This is a genomic window from Stenotrophomonas sp., from assembly GCF_032103445.1.
Taxonomy (GTDB): Bacteria; Pseudomonadota; Gammaproteobacteria; order Xanthomonadales; family Xanthomonadaceae; genus Stenotrophomonas.
On sequence record NZ_DAMDFR010000010.1, the window covers coordinates 36680 to 55518 of the forward strand.

General features: G+C 63.5%; 20 protein-coding genes. 12 read left to right on the forward strand and 8 right to left on the reverse strand.

Going from position 1 to position 18839, the window contains the following annotated elements; all coding sequences use genetic code 11:
- Positions 1–38: 38 nt before the first annotated feature.
- Entirely contained in the window at positions 39–329 is a 291-nt protein-coding gene (locus RT551_RS05905) for a putative quinol monooxygenase (protein WP_313456415.1), read from the forward strand.
- Positions 330–357: 28 nt separating this feature from the next.
- On the opposite strand, the gene RT551_RS05910 is transcribed toward RT551_RS05905, so the two are convergent.
- The gene (locus RT551_RS05910) at positions 358–567 is read right to left on the reverse strand and encodes a hypothetical protein (RefSeq protein WP_313456418.1); all 210 of its coding nucleotides are present in this window, start codon (positions 565–567) and stop codon (positions 358–360) included.
- A 50-nt stretch (positions 568–617) separates the two neighbouring features.
- Positions 618–2309 carry an ATP-binding protein gene (locus tag RT551_RS05915; RefSeq protein WP_313456421.1) on the reverse strand — a complete coding sequence of 564 codons (1692 nt, stop codon included), beginning with the start codon at positions 2307–2309 and terminating at the stop codon, positions 618–620.
- A 237-nt stretch (positions 2310–2546) separates the two neighbouring features.
- On the opposite strand from RT551_RS05915, the gene RT551_RS05920 reads away from it, so the two are divergent.
- The 3 genes from RT551_RS05920 to RT551_RS05930 all read left to right on the forward strand — a co-directional run bounded on the left by RT551_RS05920 (position 2547) and on the right by RT551_RS05930 (position 7399).
- On the forward strand, positions 2547–4355 hold the full coding sequence (locus RT551_RS05920) for a CocE/NonD family hydrolase (protein ID WP_313456513.1): 1809 nt from the start codon (positions 2547–2549) through the stop codon (positions 4353–4355).
- A 164-nt stretch (positions 4356–4519) separates the two neighbouring features.
- Positions 4520–6607, forward strand: a complete 2088-nt coding sequence (locus RT551_RS05925; protein ID WP_313456423.1) for a S9 family peptidase — start codon at positions 4520–4522, stop codon at positions 6605–6607.
- Between the two features lie 72 nt (positions 6608–6679).
- Positions 6680–7399 carry a CPBP family intramembrane glutamic endopeptidase gene (locus RT551_RS05930; RefSeq protein WP_313456425.1) on the forward strand — a complete coding sequence of 240 codons (720 nt, stop codon included), beginning with the start codon at positions 6680–6682 and terminating at the stop codon, positions 7397–7399.
- Here the strand turns inward: RT551_RS05930 and RT551_RS05935 are convergent, their stop codons facing one another.
- Complete coding sequence (locus RT551_RS05935; RefSeq protein ID WP_313456428.1) at positions 7400–8167, reverse strand: hypothetical protein; 768 nt, start codon at positions 8165–8167, stop codon at positions 7400–7402.
- Positions 8168–8267: 100 nt separating this feature from the next.
- Between RT551_RS05935 and RT551_RS05940 the strand changes: the two genes are divergently transcribed.
- Positions 8268–8657, forward strand: a complete 390-nt coding sequence (locus RT551_RS05940) for a DUF4124 domain-containing protein (RefSeq protein WP_313456431.1) — start codon at positions 8268–8270, stop codon at positions 8655–8657.
- A gap of 20 nt (positions 8658–8677) precedes the next feature.
- On the opposite strand, the gene RT551_RS05945 is transcribed toward RT551_RS05940, so the two are convergent.
- The 4 genes from RT551_RS05945 to RT551_RS05960 form a co-directional block, all read right to left on the reverse strand.
- A complete protein-coding gene (locus tag RT551_RS05945; protein WP_313456433.1) occupies positions 8678–8944 on the reverse strand; it encodes a hypothetical protein in 267 nt (88 codons plus the stop codon).
- Between the two features lie 16 nt (positions 8945–8960).
- Positions 8961–9173: a transcriptional regulator gene (locus tag RT551_RS05950; protein WP_313456435.1), complete on the reverse strand. Its 213-nt coding sequence runs from the start codon at positions 9171–9173 to the stop codon at positions 8961–8963.
- Between the two features lie 127 nt (positions 9174–9300).
- Positions 9301–9855, reverse strand: coding sequence for a DUF2878 domain-containing protein (locus RT551_RS05955; RefSeq protein WP_313456436.1), 555 nt, complete (start codon positions 9853–9855; stop codon positions 9301–9303).
- Positions 9852–10616, reverse strand: coding sequence for a hypothetical protein (locus tag RT551_RS05960; RefSeq protein WP_313456439.1), 765 nt, complete (start codon positions 10614–10616; stop codon positions 9852–9854). The genes RT551_RS05955 and RT551_RS05960 overlap by 4 nt, the downstream gene beginning before the upstream one ends.
- Before the next feature lie 486 nt (positions 10617–11102).
- Between RT551_RS05960 and RT551_RS05965 the strand changes: the two genes are divergently transcribed.
- The 7 genes from RT551_RS05965 to RT551_RS05995 all read left to right on the forward strand — a co-directional run bounded on the left by RT551_RS05965 (position 11103) and on the right by RT551_RS05995 (position 18424).
- Positions 11103–11954, forward strand: coding sequence for a hypothetical protein (locus tag RT551_RS05965; RefSeq protein WP_313456442.1), 852 nt, complete (start codon positions 11103–11105; stop codon positions 11952–11954).
- A 108-nt stretch (positions 11955–12062) separates the two neighbouring features.
- The gene (locus RT551_RS05970; RefSeq protein WP_313456445.1) at positions 12063–12743 is read left to right on the forward strand and encodes a hypothetical protein; all 681 of its coding nucleotides are present in this window, start codon (positions 12063–12065) and stop codon (positions 12741–12743) included.
- A 118-nt stretch (positions 12744–12861) separates the two neighbouring features.
- Positions 12862–13152 (forward strand): hypothetical protein, encoded by a 291-nt coding sequence (locus RT551_RS05975; RefSeq protein ID WP_313456448.1) that lies wholly within the window; start codon positions 12862–12864, stop codon positions 13150–13152.
- Between the two features lie 233 nt (positions 13153–13385).
- A complete protein-coding gene (locus tag RT551_RS05980; protein ID WP_313456451.1) occupies positions 13386–16436 on the forward strand; it encodes an autotransporter outer membrane beta-barrel domain-containing protein in 3051 nt (1016 codons plus the stop codon).
- A gap of 137 nt (positions 16437–16573) precedes the next feature.
- A complete protein-coding gene (locus RT551_RS05985; protein ID WP_313456453.1) occupies positions 16574–17281 on the forward strand; it encodes an energy transducer TonB in 708 nt (235 codons plus the stop codon).
- Between the two features lie 184 nt (positions 17282–17465).
- Positions 17466–17954 (forward strand): hypothetical protein, encoded by a 489-nt coding sequence (locus RT551_RS05990; protein ID WP_313456455.1) that lies wholly within the window; start codon positions 17466–17468, stop codon positions 17952–17954.
- Entirely contained in the window at positions 17939–18424 is a 486-nt protein-coding gene (locus RT551_RS05995) for a hypothetical protein (RefSeq protein ID WP_313456458.1), read from the forward strand. The genes RT551_RS05990 and RT551_RS05995 overlap by 16 nt, the downstream gene beginning before the upstream one ends.
- 29 nt (positions 18425–18453) lie before the next feature.
- On the opposite strand, the gene RT551_RS06000 is transcribed toward RT551_RS05995, so the two are convergent.
- On the reverse strand, positions 18454–18837 hold the full coding sequence (locus RT551_RS06000; RefSeq protein ID WP_313456459.1) for a tautomerase family protein: 384 nt from the start codon (positions 18835–18837) through the stop codon (positions 18454–18456).
- Between the last annotated feature and the right edge of the window lie 2 nt (positions 18838–18839).

The window sequence follows — 18839 nt, forward strand, 5'->3', positions numbered from 1 at the left end:
GGCGCATCATCAGGGTTCGCACTTGAGGCAGGCATTCCATGTACGGATTGATTGGCAAGATGAAGATTGCGCCCGGCCAGCGTGACGCGGTGATTGCGATTCTGCTGGAGGGGACCGATGGCATGCCGGGGTGCCGCAGCTATGTCGTGGCGCGTGACCCGACTGATTCCGATGCGATCTGGATTACCGAGGTGTGGGACAGCGCGGAGCTGCACCGGGCGTCGTTGGCGCTGCCGGGTGTGCAGGACGCCATTGCGCGGGCGAGGCCGCACATCACCGGGTTTGGTGAGCGGTTTGAGACGGAGCCTGTTGGGGGTTTTGGGGTGTAGCGCCAGGAGCAGCCGGGCAAGCCCGGCTCTACGCTACTTTGTCGAGGATCATGGCGATGGAGCAGCAGCCGGCCATGAAGAGTACGAGCGCTGCGCCCCAGCCTGCGGGTAGGCCGCCGCGGCGGCGCAGACAGAGCTTGAGCAGGCCTACCACGCCGACAGGCACGGCCAGGATGAAGCCCAAGGCGAGCCAGATCTGTGCGTCCAATCCCAGTAGCATGGCCGTTTCCCCTTTCATTGCGACGCCTTGATGATGGCGGGGCAACGGGGAGCGCACCTTGATCCGGATCAACCCGCCCGCGGTTGTTGGGTGGCCTGTGCCAGAGCACTCGCCAGCTGCTTCAGCGAATAGGGCTTTCTCAGCAGGGTGAAGCCGTGATTCGGGTCGCTGGCCAGCAGTTCGCTGTAGCCACTGGTCAGGATGACCGGCAGCCCGGGATAGGTGTCGCGGATGCGACGGGCCAACTGCAACCCGTTTACGCCAGGCATGACCACATCTGAAAACACGACCTGGAAGCGCCCGGCACCGCGTTGCAGCTCGGCCCAGGCCTCGGCGGCATTGCGCGCGAGCACGACGTTGAAGCCCAGCTCGGCCAATGCACCGGTCGCAAACGCCGCGACATCCACATTGTCTTCCACCACCAGCACGCTCAAGCCGGTGCCGTTGGCGATCCGGTGCGACGGAGCCACGGGTGCTGTTGCCGAACCGGCCTGGGTGAGCGGCAGATACAGCGTGAACGTGGTGCCGGTGCCCACCGAACTCTGCACGTCCACCTCGCCCTCGGACTGTTTGACGAAGCCGAATACCTGGCTCAAGCCGAGCCCGGTACCTGCGCCGATCCCCTTGGTGGTGAAGAACGGCTCGAAGATCCGGCTGAGCACCTCCGGCGCGATGCCCTGGCCGGTGTCACGCACCGTGACCGCCACATAGTTGCCCAGCATCGGGGCGGCCTGGCGCACGGAAGGGATGGTGTCCACGCGTTCTATCGAGATGCTGACCTGACCCTCGCCCACGATGGCATCGCGGGCATTGACCGCGATGTTGATCAACGAGGTATCCAGCTGGTTGCGGTCGAGCAGCACGTAAAGCGGGGTTTCAGGCAGCGACACCTCGAAGCCAATGCGGGCACCCAGCACCGTGCCGACGATATCTGACAGGGCGCGAATGCTTTCGCGGATGTCGAACACCTCGGGGGTGAGGCTCTGCCGGCGCGAGAACGCCAGCAGATGCGAGGTGAGCTTGCCGGCGCGATCTGCGGCCGAACCGATGGCGGTTACATAGCGCAACTGCGGCGCCTCGGGTGGCAGTGTGTGCTGCAGCATGTCCACCGAACCGCCAATCACCTGCAGCAGGTTATTGAAGTCATGCGCGACGCCGCCGGTGAGCTGGCCCATGGTTTCCAGCTTCTGCGCCTGGCGCAGCTGCTCGCGGGCGCGCACCAGTTCCAGGTGGGCATCACGTGCCTGTTCGGTGATGGCCTCCACCTGCCGGGTATGCAGGTTCTTCTGCTGCACCTGTTCGGTCTGCTCGCTCACAACGCAGAAGATACCCGCGACCTCGCCAGTCAGCAGCCGCAGCGGCGAATAGGAAAACGTCCAGTAGGTTTCCTTTAACGAGCCATCGCGATCCATTTGCAGCGGCAGGTTGCGGAAACTGCGGTGACGACCCGCGAATGCGTCGTCGATGGCTTCACTCACGTCGGACCATACGTCGCTCCACACCTCCTGGAGGCCGCGCCCCATGGCCCCGTGCAGCTTGCCGCCGAGCAGGGGAAGGTAGGCGTCATTGAAGAAGAAGTGCTTGTCCTGTGCCCCCCACGCCAGCCACATCGGCTCCGGCGAGTCGAACAGGGTGGTCAACAGCACCCGAAGCTCGGCCGGTGCCTGCGCCAGTCCTCCGGCTTCGGCCCAGTCGCTGTCCAGCAGCAGACGGTAGGCCAGTTGATCGGGATTGGAGACGGGCAGGAGGGCGCGGGGCATGGGCGGGGCAGGTGCGTGAATGGCAGAAGGGTATCGCGGCGGGTGACCAACGGCATATGGGAACCGCCCGATGCGCGGCGCATAGTTGTTAGAAAATAACACCCTGCAACGAGGTTCTGCATGACGTTGTCGCTGAGTTCGCCGTGCGCCGGTCGGTCGCGCGCCCCATTGGCCGCCGGTCTTGCGCTGGCCCTGCTGACCCCGCTGGCCTGGGCACAGACCGCACCGGTCACGCCGATGACCCCGGACATGAACCCCGGCTACCAGACGGTCCGCCCGCAGGCCGACTACGTGCGCCGGGTGGAAATGGTGCCGATGCGCGACGGGGTGAAGCTGTACACCGTGATCGTGTTCAAGAAGGGCACCCGGAATGGGCCGATCCTGCTGAGCCGCACACCGTACAACGCGGCGAAGACCACCTCGCGCTTGCCCAGCCAGCACATCGACGACATCCTGCCGCTGATGGATGCCGAGTTCGTCAACGACGGCTATATCCGCGTCTATCAGGACGTGCGTGGCCGCAATGGCAGTGAAGGCGTCTACATTGCCAACCGTCCGATCAGTGGCCCGCTCAACGACACCGGCATCGACCATGCCACCGATGCCTACGACACCATCGACTGGCTGGTGAAGAACGTGCCGGAAAGCAACGGCAAGGTGGGCATCACCGGTTCCAGCTATGTGGGCTTCACCGCCCTGGTGGCCACCATCGACCCGCATCCGGCGCTGAAGGCGTCGGTGCCGCAGAGCCCGATGGTGGATGGCTGGCGCGGCGACGACTGGTTCCACAATGGCGCGTTCCGGCAGATCGGCCTGGGCTACTTCACCGGGCAGATGACCAATGCCAATGACAACGGCCCGGTGCCGTCGGGCCCCGGCGATGATTACCTGAAGTACCTGCGCGCCGGCTCTACCGGCGATTACGCGCGGGCCTATGGCGTGGACGGCTTCCCGTTCTACCAGAAGCTGTCGCAGAACCCGGCCTACACCGCGTTCTGGTCCGAGCAGGCGGTGGACAAATGGATGGCCGCACGGCCGCTGAAGGTGCCCACCATGCTGGTGGTGGGGCAGTGGGACCAGGAGGACAGCTACGGTGCACCGGCGGTGTACGAGGCGCTGAAGGACAAGCCGGGTGCCAAGGACAAACTGCATCTGGTGATCGGCCCTTGGCACCACTCGCAGGTGAACTACCAGGGCGACAGCCTGGGTGCGTTGAAGTATCCGGGCGACACCGCACTGGAATTCCGCACCCGTTACATGAAGCCGTTCCTGGACCACTACCTGAAGGGCGCGCCCGACCCGCATATACCGCAGGCGCTCACCTACCGCACCGGAACCAACCAGTGGGATGCCTCGCCGCGCTGGCCGATGGGCGCACCGACGCCGCTCTATCTGGGGCAGAAGTTCTCACTGGGCTTCACCGCGCCGTCCGCAGAGGGCAATGACAGCTACATCTCCGATCCGGCCAAGCCGGTGCCGTTCGTGCCGCGCCCCATCCACGCCAACGATGCGGACGTGTGGAAGCCGTGGCTGGTGCACGACCAGCGTTTCGTGAGCGACCGCACCGACGTGCTGGTCTACCAGACCCCGCCGCTGGACAAGGACGTGCACATCATGGGCGCGCCGCAGGTGGATCTGTTTGCGGCGACCAGCGGCACCGACAGCGACTGGGTGGTGAAACTGGTGGATGTCTACCCGGATGGCGATACCTATACGCCGGACATGGCCGGCTATGAGCTGCCGGTGGGCATCGAGATCTTCCGTGGCCGGTATGTGCACAGCCTGGCCCAGCCGCAGCCGCTGCAGCCGGACAAAGTTGAGCGTTACCGCTTCGGGCTGCCGAACGTGAACCACACCTTCAAGGCCGGCCACCGGATCATGGTGCAGGTGCAGTCAACGCTGTTCCCGCTGTACGACCGCAACCCGCAGCACTATGTGCCGAACATCTTCGATGCCAAGGCCGGCGACTATGTGAAGGCGACCCAGCGGGTCTACTTCGGCGCGGATACGCCCAGTGCGATCGTGCTGCCGGTGGTCAAGGACTGACCCCGGCGATCACCGCCACGCGATGTGTCGAAGCGTGACTTCGTGCCTATTGTTGGCCGGAGTCATGGCGGTCACACTCGATAAAGCGCGTGCTTCGCTGCTGTGCATGTCGGGCCGCGCCCGTATCGGTTGAATCCCCAGCGTCGCATCCAAAGGAGCAGGTCATGCGCACTACGTTGTTGGTTTCTGCTGTTGTTCTTGCCCTTGCCGGCTGCAAGCCGGCTTCTGAATCCACCTCCAGCGACGGAACTGCCGCCGCCCCTTCCGCCACGGCAGCACCCGCCGAGCCGGAACTGATTCCGCGTGACGCGCTGTTCGGCAACCCGGAGCGCGTTTCGGTGCAGCTCAGTCCGGACGGGCAGTTCATCAGCTGGATCGCACCGGTTAACGGTGTGCTGAATGTCTGGGTCGCCCCGGCCAACGACATCAATGCGGCCAAAGCGGTGACCAAGGACGCCTCGCGTGGCATCCGCAATCACTTCTGGAGCTACCGTCCCGGCACCCTGGTGTACCTGCGTGACACAGGCGGCGATGAAGACTTCCACGCCTTTGCCGTGGATGTGAACAGCGGTGCGGAGAAGGACCTTTCGCCGTTCCCGAAGACCCGCGCCGAAGTGGTGGGCTTGAGCCATCTCAAGCCGGATGCGGTGCTGGTGTCGATGAACGACCGCGACCCGAAGTGGCACGACCTCTACAGCGTCGATCTGGCCACCGGCAAGCGCACGGAAGTGGTGAAGAACACTGATGACCTGTCCAGCTACGTGGCGGATGCCAATTACCAGGTGCGCTATGCCACGCGCTCGCGCGATGACGGCGGCAGCGACATTCTGAAACCGGATGGCAAGGGCGGTTGGAGCAAGATCGACGAGATCCCGTTTGAAGACGGTCTCACCACCGGGCCGGCGGGCATGACCACCGACGGCAGCACGCTGTATCTGTTCGACTCACGCAATCGTGATACGTCGGCGCTGTTTGCCATGGATACCACCAGTGGCGAGCGCACGCTGGTGGCCGAAGACGCCCGCGCCGACATCAGCGACAGTCTGTCCGACCCGAGGACCGGCAAGGTGCAGGCGGTGGCGGTCGATTACCTGCGTGAAGAGTGGAAGCCGCTGGATGACACCATCGGCGCCGACCTCAAGAAGCTGAAAGAGATCGGTCCCGGCGACATTTCGATCAACTCGCGCACTCTGGACGACAAGACCTGGATCGTGGCGTACTCGGCCGCCGAGCAGCCGGTGCTGTACTACCGCTATGACCGTGCCGATGGCGGCAAGCTGACCAAGCTGTTCGGGGCGCGTCCCGCGCTGGAGGGCAAGCCGCTGGTGAAGCAGTGGCCGCAGGAGATCAAGGCGCGCGACGGCCTGAACCTGGTGAGCTACCTGACCCTGCCCAAGGTTGCAGACGCTGATGCGGACGGCAAGGCCGACAAGCCGGTGCCGCTGGTGCTGGTCGTGCACGGTGGTCCCTGGGCGCGCGACAGCTATGGCTACAGCGGCTACGGCCAATGGTTGGCCAACCGTGGCTATGCGGTGCTGCAGGTGAACTATCGCGGCTCCACCGGCTTCGGTAAGACGTTCACCAACGCCGGTAACGGCGAGTGGGCCGGCAAGATGCACGATGACCTGCTGGATGCAGTGCAGTGGGCGGTTGACAACAAGGTCACCACGAAAGACCAGGTGGCGATCTTCGGCGGCAGCTATGGCGGCTACGCCACGCTGGTGGGCCTCACCTTCACCCCTGACACCTTCAAGTGCGGTGTGGACCTGGTCGGGCCGTCGAACCTCAACACCCTGCTGTCCACCATTCCGCCGTACTGGGCGTCGTTCTTCGAGCAGTTCGCCAAGCGCGTGGGCGACCCGCGCACGCCGGAAGGCAAGAAGCTGCTGGAAGAGCGGTCACCGCTCAGCCACGTCGACAAGATCAGCAAGCCGCTGCTGATCGGGCAGGGTGCCAATGACCCGCGCGTGAAGCAACCGGAAAGCGACCAGATCGTCAAGGCGATGCAGGCCAAGGGGATTCCGGTGACTTACGCGCTGTTCCCTGACGAAGGCCATGGCTTTGCACGGCCAGAGAACAGCAAGGCCTTCAACGCCGTCACCGAGGGCTTCCTGGCGCAGTGCCTGGGTGGACGCGTCGAACCGATAGGGAAGGACTTCACCGGTTCCAGCATTACCGTGCCCACTGGCGCGGAAGGTGTGCCGGGGTTGGCGGAAGCGCTGAAGGGCCATACCGCGAACGTGAAGAAGTAAGAAACACGGCCTGAGGGGGGCGCGATCGTGAGGTCGCGCCCCCTTTTGATTTCACTATTGGAGTGCACCCACGTGGACGCCGCGATCTTCGCCGCCACCTTCACACTCATCTGCGCAGCGCTGTTCCTTCTGGTTCGCCTGTTTGATCGGCGCATCCGCATCAGCATGGCGCTGCTCGGCGCGCTGCTGCTGGGCCTGGATGACGTAGTTACCGGGCTCGCGTCCACTGTTCCTGCGCTGGCGGTGTTCGGTGGTGGCTGGAACTGGTCGGGCAAGGTCTACAGTCTTGTTCTTTCAGTGCTGGTCATTCTGGTGCTGAAGCTGGACCGCCACGCCGTCGGGCTCACCTTCAAGCAGCGCACGCCGTGGCTGTCGGTGGCTGCAGTGTTGGGGTTTGTCGTGTGGGGTTCCGCGCTGGGGTGGGTGTTCCAGCCGGGCTCGGCGGATGCGGAAACCCTCGCGTTCCAGCTCACGATGCCCGGGCTGGCGGAAGAGCTGGTGTATCGCGGTGTCGTGCCGGCTGTGTTGTTGGGCGCGCTCTGGGGCAGGGCACTGCCTGAGCGCGGCTATTGGCCGGTGATCATCGGAACGGCCATCGCCTTTGGACTGTGGCACAGCCTCGGATACAGCAAGGCAACCTGGAACATCGATCCCATGAGCGGGCTGTTTCCCTTCATCGGCAGTCTGGCCGGTGGCTGGCTGCGCTTCCGCACCGGAAGCCTGCTGGTGCCGGTGCTGGGCCATGGGTTGGCCAATCTGGCCTTCCACGTGGTCGGTGGACTGGCCGCCTGATCAGCGGACGAACACGGTGGTGTGGGCCACGCCCGCATTGCCGCCGGCGGCATCCCATGCGCGCACTTCAATCTCATGGATGCCGGCATCACGCGGCACCATCGTTGCGTTGTAGCGTCCACTGGCCGCGTCGAAGCGCATCCGCTGCAGGGGCTGTGCCTTTCCGTTGACGGTGACCTGATAGTCCACCTCGACGGCCCCGGCTTTCCACGGGCCATCTTCCGAGAGCGCACAACCGCACATCATGGTCACTGCGGCCTGCAGCGGCAGCGCGGTGCCCGCCTTGGTGGGCTGGAACGCCGCGGGCTCAACCAGGTCCACTACCAGCCCGGGAAGTTCGAGTATCCAGCCATCGCCTTGGGTTACGTGACGCCCCGGCAGCAGCCACTGGGTACTGGTAACCGTAGTAGCCGCCTGCGGTTGGCTGAGCGGACCGGTGACGGTGGCGGTGACACGTCGCGGTTTGGCCAGATCCAGCGTGGCGCGGTACACCGCTGAGTCCGGCGTCGACAGGCGCTTGTCTCCATCAACGCCTCCCGCCAGGATGCGCTGGGTGTCCCCCGTGGTGCCCTGGGTGAGGCCGCGTGCCAGCACTTCTCCGGTATCCGCGTCGGTCAGCACGACGCGGGCCGAATCGCTGTAGCCGCCGATGAACTTGGCCCCGCGCGCGAGCACGCGGACATCCACCTGGGTTGATTCCGCCAAGGCGGGGAACGCGCCGGAGAGCAGGGCGGCAGCCAGAAACGTGCGGGTGAGGTGGGTTCGCATCCGTGCTGCCTTCTTGGAGGGGTTGTCCGCACTATAGACTAGGCCGGCTGCCGCCAGGGTCAGGCGGCGAACAGGGGGTGACATGGAGGTAAGAGCGGTTGTGCTGCTGGCGTTGTGCTGGGCGTGCCCGGCTGCAGCGCAGCAGGTGTACAAGTGTGTGGACGGCGCAAACACGGTGTATCAGTCCGATCCGTGTACGTCGGGACAGGCGGTTAAACGTTGGGACGCAGTGCCGGAAGCGCCAAATGCCTATGGGCAGGCGCGGCTGGATGCGATTCAGCGTGAACTCGATTCTCGCAGACGCTCCGATGTACGGGGTCGACCACCGCAACGTGGCGTATCGGGCGCTGCCATCAGCCAGTATCGTGACCCCGAGGCCTGCGAGACCGCCAAGGCCCAGCGTGCCGCCGCTTTTGAATCCGCCGGATCGCGAAGAACGTTTGAGCTCACCCGGCGAATGGACGATCGGGTGTTCGATGCCTGCAAATAGCGAAGCGAGAGAGCAGGGCGTTATCGCCGCGCCTGCCGCCCTATGATGAGCCCCAGGATTCCGGTGAAAGCTGACCAGCTGAACTTCTGGCTCTCCGGCGTGTGATTGGTGACAATGAAGTAGAGCGAAACAGCCAGGCCAAGAATGGCAGCTGTCATATACGCGATGAATGTGCACTTGTCTTTGAAACGCCGAAGCGCAGCGTCTTCAGGCGATTCCATTCTTTCGATTGAAACAGACATGCGACCTGGTATGCCGTTCATGTCCAGATTGTTGTCATCCTTCAACGTACAACTCCTGGGGTTACAGGCCAATCACCTCTCCGTCCAGTTGGCCCGTCTGTGCATCAAAGAAGCCCAACTTGCGCCGTCCGCCTTTCGTTGTTTCCCTTGCAGCTATATAGAGGCACAGTGCCTTCCGCAGCGTTTCGCTTGCAGATTGATCGGCTTCTTCTGTGACCCGATCCAATGCCTCTTTCAGGTCATCGGACATTAGGATGTTCAGACGGACTGACATGATGTCTCCTGGTTACTGTTCGCGGAGACCGTAGCACAGCAACTGACGGGGCTGCGTTGCGTCCTCCGTATCCATCGTCGTAATCCCCCGGATGAGTCGCGGTTGTGCTGTTGAACGTTGACATGTACTACCCTGACGCAATCGGCTGAAACGGCGCTTGCCGCGCGACCCGGCATAGCAACGTCAGCGCTGCTGCCCAGGTTGCGCCCAGCACCAGCAATCCATGCCACGCAGGAGCCGAGAACTGCACTGCCGCGAACCCGCGTGATGCAGAAACATAAGCGAGGGGTGCCAACAACAGCCCGAACACTACGGGGAGCAGCCAGTGCCGCTGCAGAAACGCCATCGATACCGTCAGGGTCATCGCAAATGAGGCCCAGAGTGTCAGTATCCACGGCGGCGGGATCCACCCCCATGGCGCAGCTGCGTAAAGAACGGATCCGCCTGCGGCCGCAACCCCATCAACACCGAATGCACATGCCATCGCGAACACGATCAAGCAAAGATCTTTACGTGGGTGAGGCGACATCAGTAGCTGGCTGGCAACGTAAATGCCGGCGGAGATCAACGCGGGCCACTGCAGCCCTTGGCCGGCGCCGGCCACCGCGCACAACCACACCACCTGGTTGCCAAGGAGATTGGCCCAGAAGCGCCAACGTGGAGCAGAATCGCCTTCGGTCACGGCGCGTTCGCCGAACAGTCGGCCACCAGCGGTTGCCTCAACGCGGTCTCCCAGCGCTCCATCGGCTGTGCGCGCGCCGGCTCATTGAAGCGCACGACTACCGGCGAATATCTGCCAGATGCATCTCGCAGGTTGCTGGTGCCACGAAACTCCAATAAGCGGCGGTCACCGCCGGCGTATACCAGCGACAGGCGCGGTGCCAGTGCGCCGTACCAGGTGTCCAGCCGCACTTCGAAGGCCTGTGCCGCCTGACCCTGCCAGCGCACCGGGCCCTGATGTACCACCGTGACCGGATAGAACCGCGCGCGCCCGGGGACCAGAAACGGCAGGCGTAGCGGCGTGCCCTGTAACAGGCCCTGCCAATGCACACGCACGGCAGCATCGAAACCGGTATCCACGACCGCACCGGCCGGAAGAGCAATGCGGTGCACTTTAGCGCGGGCCTGTGCATCTTCCTTCCAGTCAATGCCGACAGTGTCGCCGCTGACTCGTACCTGCGCCAATTGCCCGCTGCGACGGTCCTGCAGGGTGTAGCCCCGCGCCAAAGGCAGCGTGGTGGCGGGCATCTCCTTGCGGGCAAACGGCTGCCCACCAGGACACAGATACTGCACCAGGCGCTGTGCCCCTTCGCCGGAGCCCTGCTGCCAATGCACCTCACGGTAGGCCACCGCCCCGTCCGCCGTGGTGGCGACGCCCTCGTAGCGAAGCAGGGGAGCTCCAACTGCCGTCAGCGGCAGGCAGCACAGAAGCAGACAGCGCACGTTGCACTCCTCGACCAGGCGACTGTCCTTCCTACGCTCGCCCCGCCGAAATGGATGCATCAATACGCGGAATTTACGCCATGACGCCTCGGGGAAATGGATTGGATGCGCGCACGGCGCCTACGATGGTTCCGTCTTATCGAGGTGACATCTGAATGCACAAGGAGTACCGCCGCAAGATGGGAGCCTGCCGTTACCTGGCCTTGTTCTGTATCTCCTGCATCATCCTGGTTCCGGCACTTTGGCCGTCGCTGTCGCGAGCCTGGTTGATGCTGCCCCTGATGGGCGTTGTGGTGGCATGGCTGCTGGCGCTTGCGCCAGCGCGCCATCACCGGGTGATGCGTCGGGGTGGGCGAGCCTGATCTGCCCAGCATTCAGCGGTGGGGAAAATACCTCCTGCGGACAGTAGAACTACGCAGGTACGTCCGGGGCCAGGCTTCCATACTTCCGGCGAGGGTATTCCGGCCCCGGCCCTGAGAAACCGCCATGTCTCTGCTGATGACCTTGAAGTGGGTAATCGTGCTCAGCATTGTGCTCAGCGCGTTGTCGCTGGCCATGCGAGCGCGAGCTGAGGACATGCTCTATCTGGTGCGGCGGCCCGCGCTGGCGCTGCGCTCGTTCCTATCGATGTACGTGATCGTGCCACTGGTCGCGCTGCTGGCGGTGACACTGATCGACCCACGCCCCGGCGTGGCACTGGCCGTGCTGGTGCTGTCGCTTTCGCCCGTGCCGCCGTTGCTTCCGAAGAAGCAGCTCAAGTCGGGAGGCGAGGGAGCCTACATTCTCGGGTTGCTGGTGACCGCCGCGCTGGTTTCCGTTCTGGTGATGCCGGTTGGCCTGACGCTGCTGGCGCACCTGTTCGGCCGCGAACTTCACGTGTCCACCGCCAGCATCGTCAAAACGCTCGCGATCACTGTCGTTGTGCCCACGGCATTGGGGCTGCTGGCGCAAAAACTGCTCGGCGCACGCAGCGAGCGCGCTTCACAGCTGATCGGGCGGTTGGGCATGTTGTTGCTGCTGGTGGGGGGGATTTGCGTACTGATCATCCTGGCCCCGGCAGTGTGGCGCGCGGTGGGCGAGGGCACCCTGGTGGTGATGCTGGTGGTGATTGCGGCGGGTCTGGTGGCCGGCTACCTGCTGGGCGGGTCGGAGCCCGGCATTCGAAGGGCACTGGCGCTCGCATCCGCCACACGGCACCCGGGCGTGGCGCTGGCGGTCATTGGAGCAAGCGTGCCGGACGCCAAGCTGGCGCTGGTGTCCGTACTGGTGTTCGTGCTGCTCAATGTGGTGGTGGGAATCCCGTTTGTGATGGCGGCGAAGCGCCGTGGAAAAGCCTGAGGCCCGGGCGCTGGGAAGCACATGGCGGTGCGGCGTCACCCGGGGTACGCTTCGGCTCACCCAGGGGCCATGCCAGGCACCCTGGCACCGGCCATATCAGGAGCCCTCATGACGCGTAGTGCCATCACCGCCGTTGTTTTGACCGCCATGTTCGCCGTTACCGCCCATGCCCAGGAGGTCAGCCCAAAGCGCCCCTCGGTTGAGCAGTTGCAGAAGCTCATCGTCAGCGACTCGCCGCAGACCCGGGTGGAAAAGCCCGATCAGGAACGCATTACGGCTCGACGCATCGACATCGTGGACGAAAAAGGCGTGATCCGCATGACACTTTCAGGCCAGACCCCGGCCCCCATCATCGATGGCCTGCAGTACAAGCGCGCCTTCAACGTGGCCGGGATGGTGCTTTACGACGACAAGGGCAGCGAGCGCGGCGGCTTTGGTACGGCCGACGTCAACGGTGGCATGGCGGTGCTGGCGCTGGACCACCCGGCCATGGATGCCATCGGCTGGCGCGTTTCGCCCGACGGCGAGACCCGCTTCTCGATCAACCAGGCACCGCCGCTGGTGCGCGAGCCCAAGCTGGGCGACCGGTTGATTCCAGGGGTGCAGACTCCCACCCGCATCCAGATAGTGGTGGGGGCGGATGGGACGCCGGCGATTGCCTTGAGCGACAAGGCGGATCGGCCACGGCTCAGGCTGACGGTCACCGAAGAAGGCTATGGTGCGATTGAGTTTCTGGATGCGCAAGGGAAGGTCATCCATACCCTCTCGCCCGAAGCGGCAACGCCGTGACGCTATGTCAAGATGGCCGTGCTGGGGCATAGGGACCGGGCGGAGGCACCCGCTGTGTTTCGGGTTAGACTGAGCAAGGTTCGAATCAGAGTTTCCCGTGCGCGCAGGAGGGCGGGCAATGACTGCCAGAGAAATCGAGTCTGCAATGCTCGTCCGCTGTTCCGCTGTCGCCATGGGATTGGCCTCATCGGCGGAGGATCAGCGTGAAGCCAACGTGTTCCGATTGGCCGCAATGGTACTTCGTTCGCGCTTTCCCGGGGAGTCAGTTTCTTTGATGCGGGCTAGCGAGCGCTATTTTGCACTGCATCCTGACCAGAAGCTCGATCCAGCCGACGTTGTAAGAAACGGGTGGATCTTCAGCATGCCTCGTTTCCGTGACATGCTTTCTCATAGCCTCGGTCGCAACTGAATTCATGGGAAAGCCCCAGACATTTCATGCAGTCCAGTTGGCGCGTGACGTCGAGAGTCAGCCAGGTAGTTGACGAACGGTCCGCCATGTCCGGACTGTGAGCGACTGTGAAGTTCGGCCCGGGACGATGTAGTACGATGCGGCACTGATCAGGCAGCCACGGCTGCCTTGAGGGGATACCCTCCGGCTGGGGAGCCGAAGATCAGCTTGTTTCAACTGCTCTTGGGGAAAACATGGCGTACACGAAGCGCATTGCCTGGAACAAGGCAACGGGCCGATTTGATGTTGTGCTCGATTACACGGCTGCAGCGGAACACGACGTAGCCCGACGGCTGCCGAAGGCCTGGCTGATGGGCGCGGCCACGTTGACCGGCCTGACCGGCACAGCCGCGGCAGCACCCAGCACGTCCACCTACCAGAAGGCCTCAGACGACCAGCTCAACGGGCTGGACGGAGATGGAATCCGCCTGTTCCACTACGACACCGGCATCAATCCACTTTCGCTGACGGACGCGGCCGCCGCGACCGCACTGGGCGAGCCGGACATGACCGGCTTTGCCGACAACGTGCTCAAAGTCGACGGGCAGTACGTGGGGCTGTTCTCGAAAACCGAGAACGGGCTGACGATCGAGAACCAGATGTCCTACCAGGCCGTGCATGGCGGCGGCCACGGCGCGTGGATGAGCTATTCGCTGCTGCACATCGTGCCCGAGGCCACGCTGCTCACCGGCAGTGGCAGCACGGTCGATGACTGGTGGAATGCCTTCGCGACCGCCAGCGACCCGGACGGCTTCGGTGCGCGTACCATGAGCGCTTCGTATTTCGTGTGGTTCCCATCGCAGATCACCGATGATCGGCTGAACTCCGTGCCCACGTCGTGGCGCAATGCCTGGCGGGAGATCAAGGACAACGACGCCCTGATCTTCCTGGCAGCAGGCAACAGCGGCAGTGGCAATACCCAGGTGGTGCAGCCGTTCGTGTACGGCACCGTGCCGCTGGAAGATGCGCAGTACTACGGCAACTACGTGGTTGTGGTGGCCACGCCGGGCGGCAACACCACGGGCCAGTACAACTGGAGCCGGCAGAACTGCGGCCATGCCATGTACTGGTGTCTGGCGGCGGTGGAAGGCACCCTGCAGCGCGATGCCAGTGGCAATATCCTGCGTGCGGCGAACGGCCACTGGTCGTACAGCCTGGCCGGCGGTACGTCGTGGTCGGCACCCAATGCCAACGCCATCACCGCACGCGTTGCGGAGCGTTACCCGTGGATGTCCGCGCGCAACCTGATGGAAGTGGTGCTGGGTACCGCCACCGACATGAGCACCACCGACCGCAGCGCGAATGCGAACCTGCTGGCTGGCATCAATGCCTACTCTGGCTGGGGCGAGATCAATCCGGATGCCGCCCTGGGTGGCTACGGCCAGTTCGCCTGGGGCCAGAGCAAGCTGGACATCCCGGCGGGCGTCACCGCGTACTTCGACAACAACATTGGGGACAACCGCGCAGACACCGTCACCACCGGCATCTACAACAATGATGCCGCCAGCCTGGGCGGCGTCAGCCGCACGCTGGCCGGCGGCTTCGACAAGACCGGTGCGGGCACGCTGGTGCTCAACGGCAACAACACCTATCGCGGCAGCGGAAACGTGCGCGCGGGCAGGGTAGTGGTCAACGGCACCAACAACCAGGCAGCATTCAACGTGGCACCCGGTGCGGTGCTACAGGCGGGTGACAACACCCAGGGCATGTCCGTGGGTTCGCTGGACAATGCAGGCACGCTGGCCTTGCCGCACCGTGGCACTGAATTTGACGTGCTGGGTGACTACGCCGGCCAGGACCTCAGCCGGCTGTGGGTGGACGCCTACCTCGCTGACGCTGCGGCCACGGAATCGGCACTGCTGCACATTGGTGGAAACAGCACCGGCAGTACCCAGGTGAGCATCGACAATGCCGGTGGCCCGGGTGGGCTGATTGCCCGTACGGAGGCACAGTCCTGGGGGCATAAGGTCATCCAGGTGGATGGAACGTCCGGTGCGGAGTTCGTGCAGGCCGGGCGAGTGGTGGCCGGTGCGTACGACTACCAGCTGCGTCGTGGCGGCAACAGCAGCGCCGATGCCGCCAACAGGAACTGGTATCTGAGCAGCAGCATTGAAGTTGTGCCGGAACCGGAACCCGCACCGACACCTGCGCCGACGCCGGAACCCTCTCCGGAACCCTCTCCGACTCCCGAGCCCACTCCGACTCCGACTCCGGAACCCGCTCCTGCACCGGTCGAGCCCGTGCCTTCGCCGATACCGGCAGAGCCCGCACCAGCACCGGCACCGGCACCAGACGACGCAGGACAGATGCTTCGCCCGGAGGCCGCCGCCTATCTGGCTACTTCCATCGCTTCCCGCTCGATGTTCAACGATGACCGCCCCGGCCGTGTCACCGGTGACCGTTACAGTCCCACACGCTGGCGCGACAAAGGCCACCGCGACCTCTGGGCCAGCGTCCGCGGCAACGAGCACCGCTTCAATGCATCGGGCGGTGCGGCCGTGGACGGGCGCTGGCAGACGCTGCAGGTGGGCACCAGCCAGATGCTCAGCGACCAGTGGTCGGTGGGCGTGAAGGGTGGACAGGGGCAGTACGACGTGGATTCCACTTCGCGCAGCACCGGCTACCGCGCCAAGGGCCGCTCGACTGGTGTCATGCTGGGTGCCTACGCGGACTACCGTCAGTCGCTCGATGATGCCACCGGGCTGAGCCTGTCATTTGATTCGTCCGGCACACGGATGCGTCACCGCATCCAAGGCGACGGCCTGGCCCAGGAGCGCTTCCGCAGCACCGACTGGAGCACCTCGGCAGAGGCCGGCTATGGCTTCGCTCTCAACGCTTCACTGGACGGCAAGGTGGTGCTGCGACCGCACGTTGGACTGGAGTGGTCCCGGTCGGGGCCCTCGGCCTTGACCGAGGCCAATGGCACCGAACTCACGTTTGAGCGAAGCGCGCCGCTGCGGAGCAGGGTGGGCCTGGACGTCATGGGTGACTTCCACGCGGGCAGAACCATTCGATTCCAGCCCTATCTCGGGGCACAGCTGGTCCGGCAGAGCTCGAAGACATCGCTGCAGATGGACGGCAGCGAAGTGGAGATCGATGGCTCGGACCAGATCACGCAGTTCCGCGCCGGAGTGCAGGCCCGCCTGTCGACCAACATGCGTGCAGAGATCGGCCTGCGCCGCGACACAGGCAATGGCGGCTACCGCCAGACAACAGCCAAAGCAGAGCTCTCCATGAGCTTCTAGGCACCCGTAGAGCCACGCCCTGCGTGGCTGCAGCGGCAAGAGTCCGACATCAGCTACCCTATACGCCGCCAACGCCATCACCAAGGACGCCAGTGGCCCCACGTACCCTCCCGCCGCGTACGCGCCCACTGCAGCTGATGCTGATCATCAGCTGCCTCCTGGCCGGTACAGCGTACGCAGTCCAGACGCCTCCACCGCTGATCGATGGCTGCCAGTCCTTGCGAAGCCAACTGTCCGACACCAAACGCAAGTGCGGCGCGGGTGACGCCGCCGAGTGCGAGCGGGAGGGCGCACTGATCAACACGGTTGCCTGGTGCGAATCAACGCCAACCGCCTGTAGCGCTCGCGCCCATGACCACCTGCTGGGCGAGGTGGCGTGCCGACGCGAGGGAAAGGAAGATTGCCAGCGGTCTCTGGTTAAAGACCTTGAATCGGCGTGCGACTTCTCGAATGAAGTGGCATTGCGCGAGGAAGTTGGATTGTCTCCAGGAAAGCCGTTGCCCACCCTTCCGGTAATGACGCCCGAGGCTTCACGCCACCCCGTCGCGCGCTATCCCATTGCCGCATTTCGGAGTGGCATTGAAGGAAAGACCTTGCTTGAAGTCGATGTCAGCCCGGTCGGTGAAATAGTCAACGTGCATGTGCTGGAATCAAGCGGCACCCGGGACCTGGACCGATCCGCAATGGAGTGGATGCGGACGATGCGGTTCGAGCCGGCGCGTCAGGGTGAGACGCCCGTGATCGGGCGATTGGTGGTGCCGGTCGATTTCATTCTGGGTGGACGCACGGCTACGCCAGGGATGCGACTGGAAATCCCGGCTGTTCCCCCTGTTGCAGGAGACTAGTTTTTGGCGATGGGGTGGTTACAAATGGGGTGCTGAGGATCGTTGCCTTTGACTGATTTGATGGCTGCGAATCCCGAACGCAATATACAGCGGCGAAAGCTACACCCCATGAACAACTCGGTGAAGGTCAAGAATTCTACAAGTCTGCAGTGACGAAGGCCCGTGCATTTCAAGGAGTGCCGAGATGAGCAAGCGCAGCTGGTCGATTCCATCCAACAGTGGCTGGGAGGTTTTCACATGCGAGATGCATCACGAAGTCGAATCCAGTGCGCTCTGTGAGATCAAAGTTCAGCGTCAGTACTTTGACCGATCAATGGCCAGTGTCGATAGGGCGGAGATCGTCCCTGACTTCGATGTCCACCTTCCGCAGGTGCGCCTGAGCAAGCAGGCTTTGCGCGAACTCCATGCGGACTTGGTGAGCTGGCGAGACCATGGCAGGCACTTCTCGCGTCAACTTGAGGCCCGTGACGCGGGAGGTCAAAGTCTTCGGATCTCCATTGGTCCGAATGAACGGTTTGTCAGAAGTGTCGGTAAAGACGTACTAGAAATCGAGTACAGCTCAGGATTGGCGATGCGCGCAACCTGGCAGTTCTTGATTGATCAGTCGTGTGCTGGTTTGGCGGCCGAGGAGTTGGAAGCCTGCCTGGAGTGCAGCCCATGCAAAGAAAAGTGATCAAGATTGTCGCCGTGTTCGGCACCCTGTACTGGTGCCTCTGGGTTTGCGTTCTGTTTTGGGTGTTCTATCCGACCAGCCTGGGGTCGGAGCTGAAGACGTTCACCCCACTCGCACCCGAGGCGTACGCCGAGCTTAGAAGTAGTGCCATTGAGTATTCCAGGACGATCGATGCGAATGGCGTCGCTATCAGCGCGGGCTCGGATGAAGCTGCGCCATTTCAGTTTTACTGCAAAGGGGTTCCGCTGCTGCTTGTGAGCAACTCGTCGCTCGTGCTTACAGTAAACGCTTTTGCGAATGCTGATGAACGGACTCCAGACCTGAAGAAGTTTCGAGAGGAGATGCTTTCGCAGTTGGTGCCAGCAGGTCGCCCGCTGGAGACGGGCAGGGCAGTTGAACAGCCTGCCGGCCTGGAGGCATTCGTTCTGAAGTACAGGGATGGAATTGACGTGTCCCAAAGCTGCCGGTAAAGCAAACTGTCGCAGGGGAACCAGCCGCTTCAGGTCACATACTGAGCCACGCCGTTACCGAACGACCAGTTCTCTTTCCTGACCTCCACGAGGTAGATGAAGACATCCTCCTTGCGGAGTCCGATCTTCTCGTGGATACCGTCGGCAATCGCCTGGAACAGCGCCTTCTTCAACTCGACACTTCGACCTTCACTGATGGTGAGATGGATGAATACCATCGCATCGGTGCGCTCAATGCCCAGGTAGCTGTTGTCGAATACGAAATGTGCCGCGTCGTGCTCGGTGATCAACTGAAAGTTGTCACGGTCGGGCACGTTGATGGTTTCGCGCATGGCCGCGTAAACCACTTCGCCAATCCGGCGGCCCACGGTCGGGTCGGCGCGCTTGATCAGGTCAATCCGCACTACAGGCATGG